Annotated in this window: 17 protein-coding genes; 8 read left to right on the top strand and 9 right to left on the bottom strand. The window is 67.3% G+C overall.

Annotated elements, in window-relative coordinates:
- Both ABD104_RS20290 and ABD104_RS20285 read right to left on the bottom strand, forming a co-directional pair.
- Positions 1 to 870 (bottom strand): IclR family transcriptional regulator (locus tag ABD104_RS20290; protein ID WP_425543351.1); only part of this gene is annotated, 870 nt, incomplete at its 3' end.
- 177 nt (positions 871 to 1,047) lie between these two features.
- Entirely contained in the window at positions 1,048 to 2,025 is a 978-nt protein-coding gene (locus ABD104_RS20285; protein WP_087840401.1) for a tripartite tricarboxylate transporter substrate binding protein, read from the bottom strand.
- A 143-nt stretch (positions 2,026 to 2,168) separates the two neighbouring features.
- Here ABD104_RS20285 and ABD104_RS20280 point away from each other — a divergent pair, with 143 nt between their 5' ends.
- The 4 genes from ABD104_RS20280 to ABD104_RS20265 all read left to right on the top strand — a co-directional run bounded on the left by ABD104_RS20280 (position 2,169) and on the right by ABD104_RS20265 (position 7,095).
- Positions 2,169 to 3,467 (top strand): aromatic ring-hydroxylating dioxygenase subunit alpha, encoded by a 1,299-nt coding sequence (locus ABD104_RS20280; RefSeq protein ID WP_087840399.1) that lies wholly within the window; start codon positions 2,169 to 2,171, stop codon positions 3,465 to 3,467.
- A 5-nt stretch (positions 3,468 to 3,472) separates the two neighbouring features.
- The gene (locus ABD104_RS20275; protein WP_087840397.1) at positions 3,473 to 4,582 is read left to right on the top strand and encodes a zinc-dependent alcohol dehydrogenase; all 1,110 of its coding nucleotides are present in this window, start codon (positions 3,473 to 3,475) and stop codon (positions 4,580 to 4,582) included.
- A 168-nt stretch (positions 4,583 to 4,750) separates the two neighbouring features.
- Positions 4,751 to 6,097, top strand: coding sequence for a Rieske 2Fe-2S domain-containing protein (locus ABD104_RS20270; RefSeq protein ID WP_140416892.1), 1,347 nt, complete (start codon positions 4,751 to 4,753; stop codon positions 6,095 to 6,097).
- A 20-nt stretch (positions 6,098 to 6,117) separates the two neighbouring features.
- On the top strand, positions 6,118 to 7,095 hold the full coding sequence (locus ABD104_RS20265; RefSeq protein ID WP_176400809.1) for a Bug family tripartite tricarboxylate transporter substrate binding protein: 978 nt from the start codon (positions 6,118 to 6,120) through the stop codon (positions 7,093 to 7,095).
- Between the two features lie 12 nt (positions 7,096 to 7,107).
- On the opposite strand, the gene ABD104_RS20260 is transcribed toward ABD104_RS20265, so the two are convergent.
- Positions 7,108 to 7,602: a MarR family winged helix-turn-helix transcriptional regulator gene (locus ABD104_RS20260; RefSeq protein WP_087840391.1), complete on the bottom strand. Its 495-nt coding sequence runs from the start codon at positions 7,600 to 7,602 to the stop codon at positions 7,108 to 7,110.
- Positions 7,603 to 7,701: 99 nt separating this feature from the next.
- Here ABD104_RS20260 and ABD104_RS20255 point away from each other — a divergent pair, with 99 nt between their 5' ends.
- Complete coding sequence (locus tag ABD104_RS20255) at positions 7,702 to 8,346, top strand: cysteine hydrolase family protein (protein WP_087840389.1); 645 nt, start codon at positions 7,702 to 7,704, stop codon at positions 8,344 to 8,346.
- Between the two features lies 1 nt (position 8,347).
- On the opposite strand, the gene ABD104_RS20250 is transcribed toward ABD104_RS20255, so the two are convergent.
- Together ABD104_RS20250 and ABD104_RS20245 are read right to left on the bottom strand one after the other, a co-directional pair.
- Positions 8,348 to 8,656 carry a DUF202 domain-containing protein gene (locus ABD104_RS20250; RefSeq protein ID WP_087840388.1) on the bottom strand — a complete coding sequence of 103 codons (309 nt, stop codon included), beginning with the start codon at positions 8,654 to 8,656 and terminating at the stop codon, positions 8,348 to 8,350.
- The gene (locus ABD104_RS20245; RefSeq protein ID WP_087840387.1) at positions 8,653 to 8,994 is read right to left on the bottom strand and encodes a YidH family protein; all 342 of its coding nucleotides are present in this window, start codon (positions 8,992 to 8,994) and stop codon (positions 8,653 to 8,655) included. The genes ABD104_RS20250 and ABD104_RS20245 overlap by 4 nt, the downstream gene beginning before the upstream one ends.
- Positions 8,995 to 9,120: 126 nt before the next feature.
- Between ABD104_RS20245 and ABD104_RS20240 the strand changes: the two genes are divergently transcribed.
- The gene (locus ABD104_RS20240) at positions 9,121 to 10,170 is read left to right on the top strand and encodes an NADP(H)-dependent aldo-keto reductase (RefSeq protein ID WP_087840386.1); all 1,050 of its coding nucleotides are present in this window, start codon (positions 9,121 to 9,123) and stop codon (positions 10,168 to 10,170) included.
- Between the two features lie 45 nt (positions 10,171 to 10,215).
- On the opposite strand, the gene ABD104_RS20235 is transcribed toward ABD104_RS20240, so the two are convergent.
- From ABD104_RS20235 to ABD104_RS20220, 4 genes are all read right to left on the bottom strand, one after another.
- Positions 10,216 to 11,208: a 4,5-dihydroxyphthalate decarboxylase gene (locus tag ABD104_RS20235; RefSeq protein ID WP_087840384.1), complete on the bottom strand. Its 993-nt coding sequence runs from the start codon at positions 11,206 to 11,208 to the stop codon at positions 10,216 to 10,218.
- A 31-nt stretch (positions 11,209 to 11,239) separates the two neighbouring features.
- On the bottom strand, positions 11,240 to 12,214 hold the full coding sequence (locus ABD104_RS20230; protein ID WP_176400808.1) for a tripartite tricarboxylate transporter substrate binding protein: 975 nt from the start codon (positions 12,212 to 12,214) through the stop codon (positions 11,240 to 11,242).
- A gap of 241 nt (positions 12,215 to 12,455) precedes the next feature.
- On the bottom strand, positions 12,456 to 13,367 hold the full coding sequence (locus ABD104_RS20225) for a LysR family transcriptional regulator (RefSeq protein ID WP_087840382.1): 912 nt from the start codon (positions 13,365 to 13,367) through the stop codon (positions 12,456 to 12,458).
- A 67-nt stretch (positions 13,368 to 13,434) separates the two neighbouring features.
- The gene (locus ABD104_RS20220) at positions 13,435 to 14,514 is read right to left on the bottom strand and encodes an alpha/beta hydrolase (protein WP_176400807.1); all 1,080 of its coding nucleotides are present in this window, start codon (positions 14,512 to 14,514) and stop codon (positions 13,435 to 13,437) included.
- On the opposite strand from ABD104_RS20220, the gene ABD104_RS20215 reads away from it, so the two are divergent.
- Positions 14,513 to 15,460, top strand: coding sequence for a LysR family transcriptional regulator (locus tag ABD104_RS20215; RefSeq protein WP_130356200.1), 948 nt, complete (start codon positions 14,513 to 14,515; stop codon positions 15,458 to 15,460). The genes ABD104_RS20220 and ABD104_RS20215 overlap by 2 nt on opposite strands.
- 121 nt (positions 15,461 to 15,581) lie before the next feature.
- Positions 15,582 to 16,145, top strand: a complete 564-nt coding sequence (locus tag ABD104_RS20210) for a cupin domain-containing protein (RefSeq protein ID WP_165963239.1) — start codon at positions 15,582 to 15,584, stop codon at positions 16,143 to 16,145.
- The last annotated feature ends 19 nt before the right edge of the window (positions 16,146 to 16,164 follow it).

Here is a 16,164-nt window from a genome sequence, read left to right as displayed (position 1 = left end):
ATCTTCTCCCGCTTCGACAAACTCGACGTCATGTTTACCGGGTTCATCAATTTCGCCCTGATTGCAGATGGGCTGCGTTGTGTTAACAGGCCCTAGCCGCGCCGACACGCCGTCGGCGGCCTGGAGCACGGGCGCGACGAACCCGCGCATCGCTTTCTTGGTCAGTCGCTGGGTGGGACCGGCGATGCCGATCGCGGCGATGACCTGCCCGGTGTGGTCGCGCACCGGCGCCGCAAGGCCCCGCATGCCGACCTCGCTTTCCTCGTCGTCCTGCGCATAGCCGTCGCGGCGCACCTGTTCCAGCGTGCCGCGCAACAGGGCAGGATCGGTCTGTGTGTTCGGCGTGCGCGGCGCCAGGCCGTCCTTGACCACGCGCGCCAGTACCTCGGCGCTCTGGAAGGCCAGCAGGGCACGGCCCTCGCTGGTGCAAAAGGCGGGCTTGCGCGCGCCCACGTACGAACGCATGCGGATCGCCTGATGGCTTTCGAGGTTGAAGAGATAGATGATGTTGCTCTGCTCGAGCGTGGCCAGATGCACGGTCTCGCCGGTGATCTCGCGCAACTCGTGCAGGTAGGGCAGGGCCTGCGTCGAAATATCCATGCGTCGCCGCACCAGCGCGCCCAGCGCGAACAGCCCCAGCCCCAGCCGATACCGGCCATTCTCCGGATTCTGCTCCAACAGCCCCTCGGCCGTCAGCGTGCTGGCCAGCCGGTGCACCGTGCTCTTGGCCAGCCCCAGCCGCTTGGCAAGCGTGCTGATCCCGATCTCGACTTCCGTCTCGGAAAACGCCTTGAGCACACGAATGGCCGAAGCGACCGAGGACAGCCGCCCTTCGCCTCCGTCCTGAGTGTCTTGCATGATGATGGACAATGTTTGTGTCAACCCACCTTTATAACAAGTGCTGGCAGCCAGCAAAGCACGGAAGCGACAAACCAGGAAAGTCCCACCGGTCCCAGGAAACCGCGGATCTGGCTTTGCCAGTCCGCCGGTTTCGCCCCCTTGAGGGGGCGCCCGAAGGGCGTAGGGGGTGGGCTTTCCTTGCGCGCGTCAGCGCGTAGGGGGGGGCTCTATATATTGCTTCCAGTGCACGATTTCCTTCTTCACGAAATCGTTGAACGTGGGCGCATCCCAGTCGAAGGTTTCCATGTTCTGGGCCCGCAGTTCGGCCTGCCCTTCCGACGATTGCAGGGCCTTGCGCACCGCGAGGTTGAGCTTGGTGACCAGCTCGGGCGCCATGCCGGCGGGGCCCGACAGCGAGAACCAGGTGGTGCCGGTCAGCTGCGGATAGCCCAGTTCCTTGAAGGTCGGGATATCGGGGAAGTCGGCCACGCGCTGCGCCGAGGTCACGGCCAGCGGGCGCAGCTTGCCGGCCTTGATGTTGCCAGCGGCGGTGCTGAGCGTGATGAAGGCGGCCGGTACCTGGTTGGCCGCGACGTCGGCCACGGCCGGACCCGCGCCCTTGTAGCTGATGTGCACCAGGTTCAGCTTGGTGATCTGGCGGAAGGCTTCGCCGATCAGGGCGCCATGCGTGCCCTGCCCGGGCGAGGCCCAGCTCAGGCCCTGGGGCATGGACTTGACCTGTTTGATGAAGCCGGGCACGTCCTTGATGGGCTGCGCCACGTTGACCGCCAGCACGGTGGGCGGTCCGCCCAGCAGCGCGATGTGGGTGAAGTCCTTGATCGGGTCGAAGCTGGTCGCGTTGGTCAACGGGGCGACGACGTGCGAGCCGATGCCCGACACCACCAGCGTGTAGCCGTCGGGCTCGGCGCGCGCGACCATTTGCGAACCGATGACGCCGCCCGCGCCGCCGCGGTTGTCCACCACGAAGCTCTGCTTGAACGTCTCGGCAAGATGGCGCGCGATCAGCCGGCCCAGCGTGTCGGCGCTGCCGCCGGGCGCGTAGGGCACCACGATCTTGACCGGCCGGTTGGGCCACGGATCCTGCGCACAGGCAGGCGCCGCAAGGGCGCCGGCTGCAAGGCTCGCGCACAGAAGGCGCGCGAGGAAATGGCGATGAATCGTCATCGGCGTGTCTCCTTTCTTGAAGTTCCGATGGTCGCCGCGGCACGGGCCGCATTGACATCGGGATCGAGCGAATGATAACTTTGTTTCCTATCGAGGAACAGTGTTCCTTTATACGGAACGTATCTCAAGCGAGGGGACTCAAGATGTTGAAGAAGGAACAGAACGACCTGCTTACCCAGACGGGGCCGGGAACGCCCCTGGGCGAGCTGTTCCGCCGCTACTGGCTGCCGGTGATGCTGAGCCGCGAGCTGCCCGGGCCCGGCTGCGAGCCGGTGCGCGTCAAGCTGCTGTCCGAGCGGCTGCTGGCCATACGCGACGAGGAAGACAACATCGGCCTCATCGACGAGTTCTGTGCGCATCGCGGCGTGTCGCTTTGGTTCGGCCGCTACGACGAGAAGGGCCAGGGCGGCGGCATCCGCTGTCCGTACCATGGCTGGAAATACGCCGCCGACGGCCAATGCCTGGACGTGCCGTCCGAAGCGGAAGACAGCGGTTTTCGCAGCCGTATCAAGCTCACCTCGTATCCGCTGGTCGAGCGCGGCGGCATCCTGTGGACCTACATGGGCCCGCCCGAGCACCAGCCACCGCTGCCCGAGTACGAGTTCGCGATGGTGCCCGCCGAGCAGCGCTTCGTGTCCAAGCGCATCCAGGAAAACAACTGGCTGCAGGCGCTGGAGGGCGGCATCGATTCCAGCCACGTCTCGTGGCTGCATCGCGACAGCCTCAAGTCCGATCCGCTGTTCAAGGGTGCGGCGGGCAACCAGTACAACCTCAAGGACCTGCGCCCGGTGTTCGAGGTGGTCGACACCGATACCGGCCTGCTGGTGGGCGTGCGCCGCAACGCCGATGACGATTCCTACTACTGGCGCATCACCCCGTGGCTGATGCCCTGCTTCACCATGGTTCCTCCGCGCGGCGATCATCCGGTGCACGGGCACTTCTGGGTTCCCATCGACGACGAGAATTGCTGGGCGTGGAGCTTCGACTACCATGCCGGCCGCGCGCTGACCGAGGCCGAGGTGCAGGCGATGGAAGACGGCAAGGGCATCCACGTGCGCTACGTGCCGGGCACGTTCCGCCCGCTGCAGAACAAGGACAACGACTACCTGATGGACCGCGAGGCCCAGAAGGCGGGCAGAACGTTCAGCGGCATCGAAGGCATCGGCATGCAGGATGCATCGCTGCAGGAAAGCATGGGCCCGATCCAGGACCGTACCAAGGAGCACCTGACGTCCACCGACAACGGCATCGTCAAGATGCGCCGCGCGTTGATGAAGGCCGTGAAGGCGCTGGCCGAGGAAGGCGCGGCGCCTCCGGGAACGCATCCGTCGGCGCACCACGTCCGCTCGGCGGCGGTGATCCTGCCGCGCGACCAGCACTTCAAGGACGCCGCCGCCGAGGCGCTCACGGCGCAGCCCGGCCGGCCGCACGCGTCGGTGTAGCGGCCATGGCGCTTAACGTACGAGCCGCGGTCGCCGTCGAGGCCGGCAGGACCGAACTGCGCGAACTGGCCGCGCCGGCCACCTCCGCCACCAGCGGCCTGCTCAAGGTCGCCGTCACCGGCGTGTGCGGCAGCGACTGGCCCTACTACCAGCAACTGCCGGCCAGCCGCGGCCCGCTCGTGCTCGGCCACGAAACCGTGGGCCACGTGGCCGAACTGGGCGACGTGGCGCGCGCCAGGTGGGGGGTGAAGGAAGGCGACCTGGTCGCGCTGGAGGAATACCTGCCCTGCGGCCATTGCGAGTTCTGCCGCAGCGGCGAATTCCGGCTGTGCGACGCCACCGACTGGCGCCTGGGCGGACTGCGCTACGGCGCCACCGGGCTGTCGGTGGAACCGGGGCTGTGGGGCGGGTTCAGCCAGTACCAGTTCCTGCACCTGAACACGGTGTTCCATCGCGTGCCCGCCGGCGTCTCGCCCCGCCATGCGGCGCTGGCGCTGCCCCTGGCCAACGGCATCGAATGGACCTACCTGCAAGGCGGCGCGGGGCCGGGCCAGACCGTGGTGATACAAGGGCCCGGCCAACAGGGCCTGGCATGCGTCGTGGCCGCGCGCGAAGCGGGGGCCGAACGCATCATCATCACCGGGCTCTCGAACGAGACGGATGCGCGCCGCCTGGCACTGGCGCGCGAACTGGGCGCGCACCACACCATCGACATCGAGTCGCAGGACCTGCTCGAGACCGTCGCCGACCTGACCGGTGGCCTGATGGCGGACCTGGTCATCGACTGCGCCGCGGGCGGCACCGATTCGGTCGTCACCGCGGTCCAGCTTGCGCGCAAGCGCGGACGGGTCATCCTGGGCGGGCAGAAGCGCCGCCGCATTCCCGAATTCGACAGCGATCGCATCATCGCGCGCTTCCTGACCGTCAAGGGCATGCGCGGCCACAGCTACGAATCGGTCGAGCTGGCGCTGCAACTGATCGCGGGCGATCGCCATGGGGTGAAGAAGATGAGCACGCATGCCTTCGGGCTCGAGGATACCGACCTCGCGCTGCGCAGCCTGGCGGGCCAGGGCGTGCAGGGGGCCATCCACATGACCATCGATCCCTGGAGCTGAACCTACCCGGCCGGTCGTTTCCGGTCCTTTCTTATCGGGCAGCCATGGCCCTTTGACGCGGTCGCGCCGCGCCAGAGGGCCATGGCTGTTGCCGTTTTCTCCTTCTTGACACCCGGCCATGCGAATCCTATACTGATCAAATGCTAGCGATTCGCTAGTATTTGATCAGTGCAGGGCCGCGACCATCCGCGAGGGCGGAGCGCAGTCATGGAACAGGAGACAGGAGGATCGATGCTCAGCCCCGAAATGAATCGCATGCTTACCCGGGTGGAGAACGGCGCGCCCATGGGAAATCTCATTGGTCGATTCTGGATACCGGCATTGTTGTCGGAAGAAATCGCCGAGCCGGACTGCCCGCCAGTGCGTGTCGGCCTGCTCGGCCACCGCCTGGTGGCGTTTCGCGACTCGGAGGGCAGGGTCGGACTGCTGGACGCGCGCTGCCCGCATCGCTCGGTCGACCTGTTCTTCGGCCGCAATGAACAGGGTGGATTACGCTGCGTCTACCACGGTTGGAAGTTTGGCGTGGACGGCGCCTGCGTCGACATGCCCAGCGAACCTTCGACCAGCCCGATGAAGGCCAAGGTGCGCGCGCGGGCATACCCCGTGCATGAATCCGGTGGCATCGTCTGGGCCTATCTGGGCCCTGGCCAGGCCCCCGCCGCGCCCGACATCGAATTCATGTCGCTGCCGGAAAGCCACGTTTACGCGTCGAAGCGGCTGATGCGTTGCAACTTCATGCAGGCGCTGGAAGGCAGCCTGGATACGTCTCATCTGACCTTTCTGCACCAGATGAACCTCATGTCCAAGGACGTGTTCGGCGTGGGGGACTTTCAGCGCTTCTCCGACGCCGATGGCGCTCCGCGGTTCTTCTGTGCGGATACCCCTTACGGCATGTCCATTTCCGCGCGCCGAGACGGCGACGACGATACCTACTACTGGCGCGTCACGCAGTGGCTGATGCCGGTCGGCGTGCTGGTCCCGACCGCGCCGGGAAGCGTGTGCCGGGCCAATTTCTTCGTCCCGATCGACGACCGGAACTGCTGGTGGTACAGGATCCGCTACCAGCCGGAGCGGCCGCTGGAACAGGAGGAAATCGAGGAGTACGACACCGGCGATCTGGATTATTCGCGCCGCGTGCCGGGCACCTATGAATCGATAGGCAACAAGGAGAACGACTATCTGATCGATCGCGGCAAGCAGCGCGCCGAATCCTTTACCGGCATCCCCAGCGCCCAATTGCAGGACATCGCCGTGCAGGAAAGCCAGGGCGAAATCGCGGACCGCAGCATCGAGCACCTCGGGACGTCCGATACCGCCATCGCCCAGACCCGGCGCAGGCTGATCAATGCCGCCCAGGCACTCGAGGAAGGGCGGATGCCACCGGAAGCGCTCGCTGCCTCGCAATACCGCATCCGTGCCATCGCCATCACGCTGAACCGAACCCGAACTTTCGACGAAGCAGCGGCGCTGGCGCAGTTGCCGCCAGTCCAGGGGACCCGGGAGAAGATGAAATGAGGCTTACGATGACAAATATCATGAGACATCTCGCCCTGGCAGCCGCCCTCGGCGCCACCAGCCTGTTCCCGCATGGGGTTTTCGCGCAGGGAGCTTCCTGGCCCACTCGTTCCGTCCGGGTGATTGTGCCTTTCCTGGCTGGAGGATCGATCGACGTCGTCGCCCGCACGCTGGCGGCCGAGCTTTCGGCCCGCTATCACCAACAGTTCGTGGTGGAAAACAAGGCAGGCGCCGGTGGCACCATCGGCACGGATCTCGTGGCCAAGAGCGCGGCGGATGGCTACACGCTGCTGCTTACGGCCCAGGGACCGCTGGTGATCAACCCGTTCATCATGTCCAAGCTGCCCTACGATGCGCAGCATGCGTTTGCTCCGGTGTCGCGGGTTGTCGATGCGCCCAACGTGCTGGTGGCCTCGCCCAAGGCAGGACTGCCGACGTTCGAGGCTTTCCTGCAGCGGGCTCGGTCGGGCGGCGCGCCGCTGACTTACGCCACCCAGGGCGTGGGCACCACGGGCCACGTCACCGGCGCGCTGCTGGACCAGGCGCTGGGCATTTCGCTAACGCATGTGCCCTACAACGGTTTTCCTCCCATATTGACCGATGTCATGCAGGGTCGCGTCGATCTGATGATCGCGGACACCGTGAATGTGGGTGAGCGAGTCCGGACGGGCCAGTTGGCTGCCGTTGCAGTGGCCTCGCCTCGACGCAGTTCGGTGCTGCCCGAGGTTCCGACCTTCGCGGAAAAAGGCTATCCCGAGATCGTGGCGGGTCCGTGGTTCGCCTTGCTGGCCCCAACGGGCACGTCCAAGTCGGTGCGAGACAAGCTCTCGGCCACGGTCAAGGAGATCCTGGCCAAGCCCGACATCGCCACGCGCTTCCACGACATGGGCCTGGACATCGTAGGCTCGACGCCGGACGATCTGCAAAGCTACATGGACAAGGAATATGCGCGCTGGGGCACGATCATCCGTAAGGCCGGCATACAGTCGGCTTCCTGACCTGCGGTAAGGTCAATCGGCGAAGTCTTTCCAGGTCCGGGGAGACTTCAGCCGATCCGAAGCCGTGGCCGCCAGCTTGCTCAGCGTCTCCCGGATGTGGCGCTCTTCTCCCTGGCCCATCGCACCCAGCACGTCATGTTCCAGTGCGCTCATCACGCGCTCCACGTCCATGCGCGCCCGCTCGCCTGCCTCGGTCAACTGCAGCACGGAACGCCGGCGATCGCGCGGATCGACGCCCTTGGTCATATAGCCCTGCCTGGTCAGCTGCACGATGGCGCGCGAGACGAAGAAAGCGTCCGTGCTCGTATGTTCAGCTACTTCCTTGGCCGACAGTGGGCCGAAGCGTCCGACCACTGCCATTACGCGCCACGTGATGGTCGTCAGGCCGTACTTTTCTTCCCACATGGGGGCCAGGAACTGCGAGATGCGTGTCGCGATCATCAGCGCCTGATAGGCGATGCGGTGCTCGAGCGGGACGGTCGGGTCGGGCGGAGTCTTCTTCGGCATGGTCGATTGAGGCGCCGCGGCGATGGTAGCCGGGCGCACGGCGGAGGTGGATATATTATGCAGTGTGTCACCGCTCGTCGATGATCAAAGGAGACAGCCATGCCCTACCGCTTCGACCGCATCGATCCCCGCCAGACCGCCATGGTCGTGGTGGACATGCAGAACGACTTCGTCGCCGACGGCGCCAAGCTCCAGTCCCGGCAGGCCAGGGACATGGTCGGCAAGCTGGCCGAGACCCTGCGCTTTTGCCGCGAGCAGGGGATACGCGTGCTCTATACCGCGCACGTGCATCGTGACGACGGCTGCGACATGGGGCTGTTTCGCGACCTGTACGGACCCATCGCCGACCACTCGTCCCTGGTGGACGGCACCAAGGGCGCCGACATCTATCCCGAACTCGCTCCGGCCCCGGGCGAGCATGTCATCAAAAAGCACCGCTACAGCGGTTTCTACGGCACCGACCTGGACATCATCCTGCGCGAATGGGGCATACGGAACGTCGTGATCTCGGGCACCACCACCGAGAACTGCTGCCACGCCACGGCGCGCGACGCGATGTTCCACAACTACAAGGTGGCGTTCCTGGCCGATGCCACCGGCACCTTCGACTATCCCGACGTGGGCTGGGGCGCGATGAGCGCGGCCGAGGTGCACAAGGCGACGCTGACCATCCTCGCGTTCTCGACCGCGCACGTGATGAACGTGGACGAGTTCAGGTCGCTGGTGGCCAAGGGCAGGGGCTGAACTAGCTCAGCACGAGCCAGGTCCCGGCCAGGCTCGTGATGGCCACCAACGCGGTGATGCCAGCCATCCACGCCGACGAGGCGGCGTGGATCTTGTCCAGGGCCAGGGCCGACCGGCGCCATGACGCGGTCGCGAAGAACAGGATGGCGCACAGCATGTCCAGCGCGCCCACGATCAGGAACATCGGCTGGTGTTCCTGCACGCCCGCGCGCAGCACCAGCAGCGCAACGGCCGTCATCGACAGGCCGGTCCGGCCCCAGGACAGCGCGGTGCGCTGGGGTTGCAGCCCCGGGTCAAGCTGCGAACTCATCGGAATAGCACGAACAGGCCGGCCACCACGGCGACCAGCAGGGTCACGCCCGCGGCCAGCGGAATCAAGGTCGAACGCGGCAGGGGCCGCGAGTGCCGCATGGCCTGCTGGTTGGCCTTCCACTGGAAATAGGCGCCGCAGCAGAAGACCAGGCCGGCGACGGTCATCGCCACGCTCAGCGCCAGCAGCGGCCAATGCGGCTGGACCACGCCGCCGAACTGGTGCAGCAGGATGGCGCCGGCCAGCACGGCAAGCGCGGTGCGTATCCAGGCGAGGAAGGTGCGTTCGTTGGCCAGCGTGAAGCGATAGTCGGGTTCGCGGCCGTCATCCTCTTGCATGCGGGGGCTCTCCTGCGGGGTTTGGTTCGGGTGCCGCTATTTTAGGCTGTCGCGCAGGGCTTTCATGCAGTCGACAGCGGCCATGCAGTAACCTTGGACGGACCAACCCGCAACCGGAGCACAGACGTGGAATACCGCAAACTGGGACGCACCGATCTCGAAGTCAGCGTGATCGGGCTGGGAACCATGACCTGGGGGGAGCAGAACAGCGAAGCCGAGGCCCACGAGCAACTGGATTACGCGCTGGCGCAGGGCGTGAACCTGGTGGATGCCGCCGAGATGTATCCGGTGCCGCCCAAGGCCGAGACCCAGGGCCGCACCGAGGCCTACATCGGCACCTGGCTGGCCCGCACCGGCCGCCGCCAGGACATCGTGCTGACCAGCAAGGTCGCCGGCCCCTTGCGCGATGCCAAGCGTCCCGGCCACATCCGCGACGGCAAGCCCTTCCTGGACCGCAAGAACCTGACTGCCGCGCTGCACGACAGCCTCAAGCGCCTGCAGACGGACTACCTCGATCTCTACCAGCTGCACTGGCCCGACCGCACCACGGCCACCTTCGGCCAGCTCGCCTATCCCTGGGTGAAGGACGACTACACCGTGCCCATCGAGGAAACGCTGTCGGTGCTGCAGGACTTCGTGCGCGAGGGCAAGGTGCGGCACATCGGCGTCTCGAATGAAACGCCGTGGGGCGTGGCGCAGTTCCTGAAACTGTCCGAGACGCGCGGCCTGCCGCGCATCGCGTCCATCCAGAATCCCTACAGCCTGCTCAACCGCGTGTACGAAATCGGCCTGTCCGAGTTCACGCAGTTCGAGCAGGTCAGCTTGCTGGCCTATTCGCCGCTGGGCATGGGCGTGCTGTCGGGCAAGTACCTGGGCGGCGCGCGGCCCGAGGGCGCGCGCCTGACGCTGTTCTCGCGCTTCACCCGCTATGACGGGCCCCAGGCCGAATCGGCCGCGCGCCAGTACGTGGAGCTCGCGCGCGACCATGGCCTCGTGCCGGCGCAGATGGCGCTGGCCTGGGTGAACAGCAGGCCGTTCGTGGCCAGCAACCTGATCGGCGCGACCACCATGGCGCAACTGCAGGAGAACATCGCCAGCGCGCAGGTCACGCTTGCCCCCGAAGTGCTGGAGGGCATCGAGCGCATCCATCGCAGCCAGCCCAATCCCTGCCCCTGAGCCGGCGGGCAGGCCGCGTGCGCGCGGCCTGCCCGGCTACGGCGTTCAGATCTTGAACGCCTCGAAGGTCTCCGGCGCGAACAGGTCTTCCGGCGTCAGCAGCTTCTTCGACAGCCCACCCTGGTGGTGGTAGCGCAGGAAGGTCTCCAGCGTCTTGCGGTTGTTCTCGAAGCCGTAGGCCCAGAAGTCTTCGCCCATTTCCTTGATCACGGCTTCCATGTTGCCCAGCAGCCAGGGATGCATGATCTTGAGCGCGGCGGTCTCGCGCAGGTTCTGGTAGGCCACCTGCTGCGCCTGCACGAAGGCCTTGTACAGCGACTGCGCGACCCAGCGGTTGGCCTCGTAGATTTCGCGGCGGATGACCAGCGTATGCATGATGGGGAAGATCCCCGTGTTGCGGAAGTACTCGCGCTCGACCGCTTCGAAATCGGGGAACAGCCGCGTGACCTTGCCCTTGCCGGTCAGGAAGGTGGACGGCATGCGCGCGGTGTGCAGGGCGTCGATCTCGCCGTCCAGCAGCATCTGCGACAGGGTCTGCGTGGGGCCGATCTGCTCGACCTTGATGTTGGGGGGCAGGTCGATCTTGAGCTTCTCGGGACGGCCTGGCTCTTCTTCGCCGCCGGTGACGTAGGTCACGCTGTCGACGGGCACGCCGTAGTGTTCGTCCAGGATGCCGCGGATCCACACCGGCGCGGTCATCTGGTACTCGGGCGTGCCGATGCGCTTGCCGATCAGGTCCTTGGGCTCGCGGATGCCCGCATCCGCGTTCACGTAGATGCACGAGTGGCGGAAGAAGCGCGAGGGGAAGATCGGGATCGCGATGAAGGGCCGCTCGGGCTTGAACAGCGACACGGTGTAGGACGACAGCGACATCTCGGCCACGTCGAACTCGCGATGCCGCAGCATGCGGAAGAAGGTTTCCTCGACCGGCATGTTCAGGTAGTTCAGGTCGATGCCGTCGGGAACGACGGTACCGTCCATCAGCGCGCGGGTGCGGTCGTAGTCCCAGCAGCCCAGGGAAAGTCTCAGTTTGGACATAAGCGGCCTCGATAAAGAGAAAGTTGGACGGTCATTCGATGCGGATGTTGGCCTTCCGGATGACGGCGCCGTAGCGGTCGATGTCGGAACGGATCTTCTGCCCGAACTGTTCGGGCGTGCCGCCCACCGGCGTCAGGTAGCTGGTGGCCAGCGTCGATTGCACTTCGGGCTTCTTCAGGATGGCGTTCACGGCCGAATTCAGCCTGGCGACGATCTCGCGCGGCGTGCCCGCGGGGGCCAGCATGCCATACCAGATGTCGATGTTGAAACCGGGGAAGCCTTGTTCGGCGCCGGTGGGCAGGTCGGGCGCATAGGGCGTGCGCTGGTCCGCCGCGACGGCGTAGACGCGCATGCGGCCGTCCTTGAGGTAGCCCGCGATGTTGGTCAGCGTGATGAAGATCAGGTCCACCTGCCCACCCAGCACGTTGGGCACCGAGTCCGAGCAGCCCTTGTACGGCACGTGCGTGATGTCCACGTTGGCCTGCTGCTTGAACATCTCGCCGGCCAGGTGCAGCGCCGAGCCGGTGTCGCAACCGGCGTAGGACAGCTTGCCCGGGTTGCCCTTGGCGTAGGCCACGAGGTCCTTGAGCGACTTGGGCGCGAGATCGGCGCGCGCGCCCAGCACCGCCGGCGTGGTGCCGATCTGCACCACCGGCGCGAAGCTCTTGAGCGTGTCGAAGGGCAGCTTGTTCATCAACGTGTGGTTGATGGTCATCGTGTTGGGAATGATGGCCAGCGTGTAGCCGTCGGCCGGCGCCTTGGCCAGCAGGTCCAGCCCGATGTTGCCGCCGGCCCCGGGCTTGTTCTCGACCACGAAGGTCTGGCCCAGCTCGGCGCGCAGGTGCGTGGCGATCAGGCGCGCGGCCGTGTCCACGCCGCCGCCGGCGGTCACGGGCACGATGACGCGCACGGGCTTGGAGGGGTAGTTGTCCGCCATCGCCAGGGGCGAGGCGGCGGCCGCGGCCACCGCCAGGGCGGCGAACAGGGCGCGTGCCGAGGTTTTCATGCAGTTCTCCATCTTGTGCTTTTTCAATGATTCGTACCGATCCCCATGCCACGCCGGACACGGTCGCTTGCGGGATGGGGAATGTGCGCGCCGGCGCGTGGGTCACCACGCCCGGTGCGTCCTGGAGGCGCCGGGTGTTGCTAGCGGCCCCGCCGGGGCGGCTCGCGGCGCTGCGGAAATTCTAAGTCGGGAAGGGCGGCGGGAACCGGTTGCGGGCCATGATTAATACTGATCGCAGCCATCATCGATCGGTATCGGCGGCAGGCGGGGCGCCGTCCGTCAGCCCGCGTATGTGCGTGCGCAGCACGTCCAGGAACAGCGCGGAGGCGGTGGTCAACGGCCGGCGCGGATGCGTGACGCAGATGATCTGCCGCGCCATGGCGGGCGACTCGATGGTGCGTACGCGCAGCGGCGAGCGGCGCGCATGGCGGCGCACCACGGTGCGGGGCAGGATGGCGTAGAGGGCCGCGTCCTCGGCCAGGCTCAGCAGCGCGGTCATCGAATAGATCTCGAACACGGGCTTGAACACCACGTTTTCCTGGCGCGCGTAGTCTTCCAGGATTTCGCGCAGGTTGTGCTCGCGCGGGGTGAACAGCAGCGGCAGGGCGGCCGCGGCCGACAGCGGCAGGGACGCGGGTACCGTGCTGTCGTCGGGGCCGACCAGCACGAGTTCGTCGTCGATGATGGGTTCGACGTTGAGCGAGAATGGCCGGCGCGGCTTGTCCACGATCGCGGCGTCGATCTTGCCGGACGCCACCCAGTCGAGCAGCGGTCCGTTGGTGACGGTAACGTTCACCTTGGGATAGGCGCGGGCGAAATCGGTCAGCGCCTCGCTCAGCACGCTTTCGGCCAGCGACGAGATCATGCCGACCACCACCTCGCCGCCGACTTCGCCGCTGCGCAGCGTCATCTGCTCGCGTGCCTGCGACAGGTCCCGCAGGATGGGCAGGTACAGCTGGTACATGCGCCGCCCCGCCTCGGTAGGCTCCATGCCCCGCGCGCTGCGGATGAACAGCTTCTGGCCCAGTTCCTCTTCCAGCTTGACGATCTGCGCGCTCAGGGCCGGCTGCACGACGTTCACCCGGCGCGCCGCGCCCGTGACGGTGCCTTCCTCGAAAAGGCAGATGAAGTACTGGATCTGGCGAAGTTCCAAGGCGGTGGTCCCGGGCTGCGGTATGTCCGATTTTATCGGTACCGGCGCCCCGGAAGGGCCGCCCGCGTCAGGCCAGCAGCGCGGCCAGCGCCTGCGCGCTCCGGACGGCGATGCGCCGGCTCGCGGCGCTGTCGGCCACCCAGCGCAGGAACCCGTGCGGCATGCCGGCCGCGCGCACCAGTTCGCAGGCCGCGCCGGCTTCCCGCAGGCGGTCGGCCAGGATCTCGGCGTCGCTGCGCAGCGGGTCCAGTTCGGCGGCCACCGCCACCGCCGGCGGCAGGCCGGCGAAGTCCGGCGCCAGCAGCGGCGCCACCCGGCTGTCGTCCGGGCCCGGTTCGCGCCCCAGGTAGTCGCGCAGGATCCGCCGGCAGCGGGCGCGGGTCAGCAGCGGGGCGTTGGCGTTCTCGCGGTACGAGGGGGTGTCGAAATCGATGCCGATGATGGGGTAGGCCAGCCACATGGCCCGCAGCGGGACCTGGCCGCGCGTCTCCAGCGCCGCCGCCAGGGCCAGGTTCGCGCCGGAGCTGTCGCCGCCCACGGCCAGGCGCGCGGGGTCGGCGCCCAGCGCCGCGGCCCGTTCATGCAGCCATCGCAGCGCGCCCACGGTGTCATTGAACGCGGCGGGGAAGCGATGCTCGGGCAGCACGCGATAGTCGACGCTGGCCACCATCACGCCGGCTTCCATCGCCAGCAGGCAGCAGGTGGCGTCGTGGCTGTCGAGGTCGCCGTTGGTGAAGGCGCCGCCGTGCAGGTAAAGCAGGGCGGGCGGCCGCGGCCGGCGCGGGCGGTACAGGCGCAGCGCCAGCGGCGCCCCGTCGACGGCGATGCCGGCGTCCTCGATGTCCAGCGGCACCGGCGGGCGCCGCAGCGGCTGGCGCGCGCGCAGGAAGGCGGCGCGCACCTGGGCCGGCTCCAGCAGGTGCGAGGGCGTGGTCTCGGCCTCGACCAGGCGCAGCACGCGGGGCGCGATGTCGGGGTCCAGCCGGGCAAGCAGGGCGTTGTCGGGCTTCATGGGCAAGGCGGCGGTGACGGGGGTGGGCAGCGTAGCTATGATAGGGCCGGTCTCGCTCGGCCGCGCCATATTTCCGCGGTCCAGGGGCCATGCCGCCAGGGTATGGCGCACGACAGGGGGGAACGGCGGGGCCATGGACATTCGTCAACTGAAGTACTTCGTGACCGTCGCCGCGCACGAGAATTTCTCCAAGGCGGCGCAGCAGCTCTTCATCGCCCAGCCGGCCCTGAGCCGGCGCATACGCATGCTGGAGGACGAACTGGGCGTGCGGCTGTTCGAGCGCCACCTGCGCGGCGCCACGCTTACGCCCGAGGGACGCCGCCTGCTGGACCGCGCGCAATACCTGCTGCGCAGCTTCGACCAGCTCAAGAGCGACGTGCACGACACGCAGGGGCCGCCGTCCGGCCCGGTCATCATCGGCATGACGCCCAACTACGTGACCGTGATCGGCGCCGCGCTCACGATCGCGATCAAGCAGCGCTTTCCCGATGCGCAGCCGCACATCGTGCAGGCCTTCAGCCCGGCCATGCACGACATGCTGCGCGACAACGCGGTCGACATCGCGCTGCTGAGCGGCGCCACGCCGGCCCCGCCGCCGGCGCACATGCTGGCGGTCGAGCCCCTGTTCGAGGACCGCCTGTGCCTGGTGGGGCGCGCGGGGGACCCGCTGCTCGCGCGCAGCGAGATCCCGGTGCGCCAGTTGCGCGGCCTGCCGCTGATCCTGACGGGCGTGTCGCGCGCCGGCATACGCAACGAGATCGAGGCGCTGGCCGCGCGCCAGCGCGTGCCGCTGCGCATCGAGGCGGAAGTCGGCGCGTTCGCGCTGGCCGCGCAACTGGTGCGCCGCGGCATGGGCTACACCGTCTACCTGCCCTCCAGCGTCGCGCTCGAGTCCGGCCTGGCGGCGGTGCCCATCGCCGGGCTATGGCTGCAGCGCAGCCTGGCCTGGCCGGTCTCGCGCCCGTTGTCGCGCGTGGCCAGCGAAGTGCTGCCCATGGTGCGCGAGCTGATCATGGCGCAAGTCGAACAAGGGCAATGGCAGGGCGCCCGGGCCGTGGGCCGCAGGCGGCCGCGCGGCTGAACCGGATCCGCCATGCCGCGCCGGCATGGCGGGCATAGCAAATCGATAATTTATCGCCGCCGCGGGCGCGGCCATGATGTGTGCATCGCGGCCTTCCGGCCACGACCGTGAAGGAGCATCCATGGCCAGCCCATTGTTAGAAACCATTGCCCGCACGCGAGTCGCGCGCTTCTCCGAGCTCAAGCCTTTCAGCCTGGCGTTCGTCGATTCGCTGCTGCCCGAAGGGCGCAAGAAGAATCTCAAGGTGATCGGCCGCGGCGTGGTCGAGAACGCCGACATGCAGCCGCCCATCACCGAGGACCACGGCTTCACCATCTCCTACATCGTCGTGCCGCCCGGCGGCGGCGCGGGCCTGCACGCGCACAAGACCGCCGAGGTATTCATCCCCATCTCCGGTCCCGTGCACGTGCTGATCGGCGACGACAAGGAAGAGCTGGTGCTGCAGCCGCTGGACGTGATCTCGGTGCCGACCGGCGTGATGCGCGGCTTTCGCAACTACGGCGAGCGCGAACTGACCATGCTCGCGCTGGTGGGCGGCCATACCGGCGGCGGTTCGGTCACCTGGCACGACGAGGTGCTGAGCCGGGCCGCGGCCGAGTCGGGCCTGGCGGTGGACGAGCAAGGCAACCTGAAGCGGCTGCCCAATTTCAAGATGCCCGAGGACGTGGAAGGCTCCGTCCTCTGACATCGCCGCCATGTCCGCC

Origin of the sequence: Pigmentiphaga daeguensis (assembly GCF_039523035.1) — a bacterium.
GTDB classification, from domain to species: domain Bacteria; phylum Pseudomonadota; class Gammaproteobacteria; order Burkholderiales; family Burkholderiaceae_B; genus Pigmentiphaga; species Pigmentiphaga daeguensis.
Note: the sequence above shows the minus strand (reverse complement) of the source record. Positions and strands in the feature narration are given on the sequence as shown.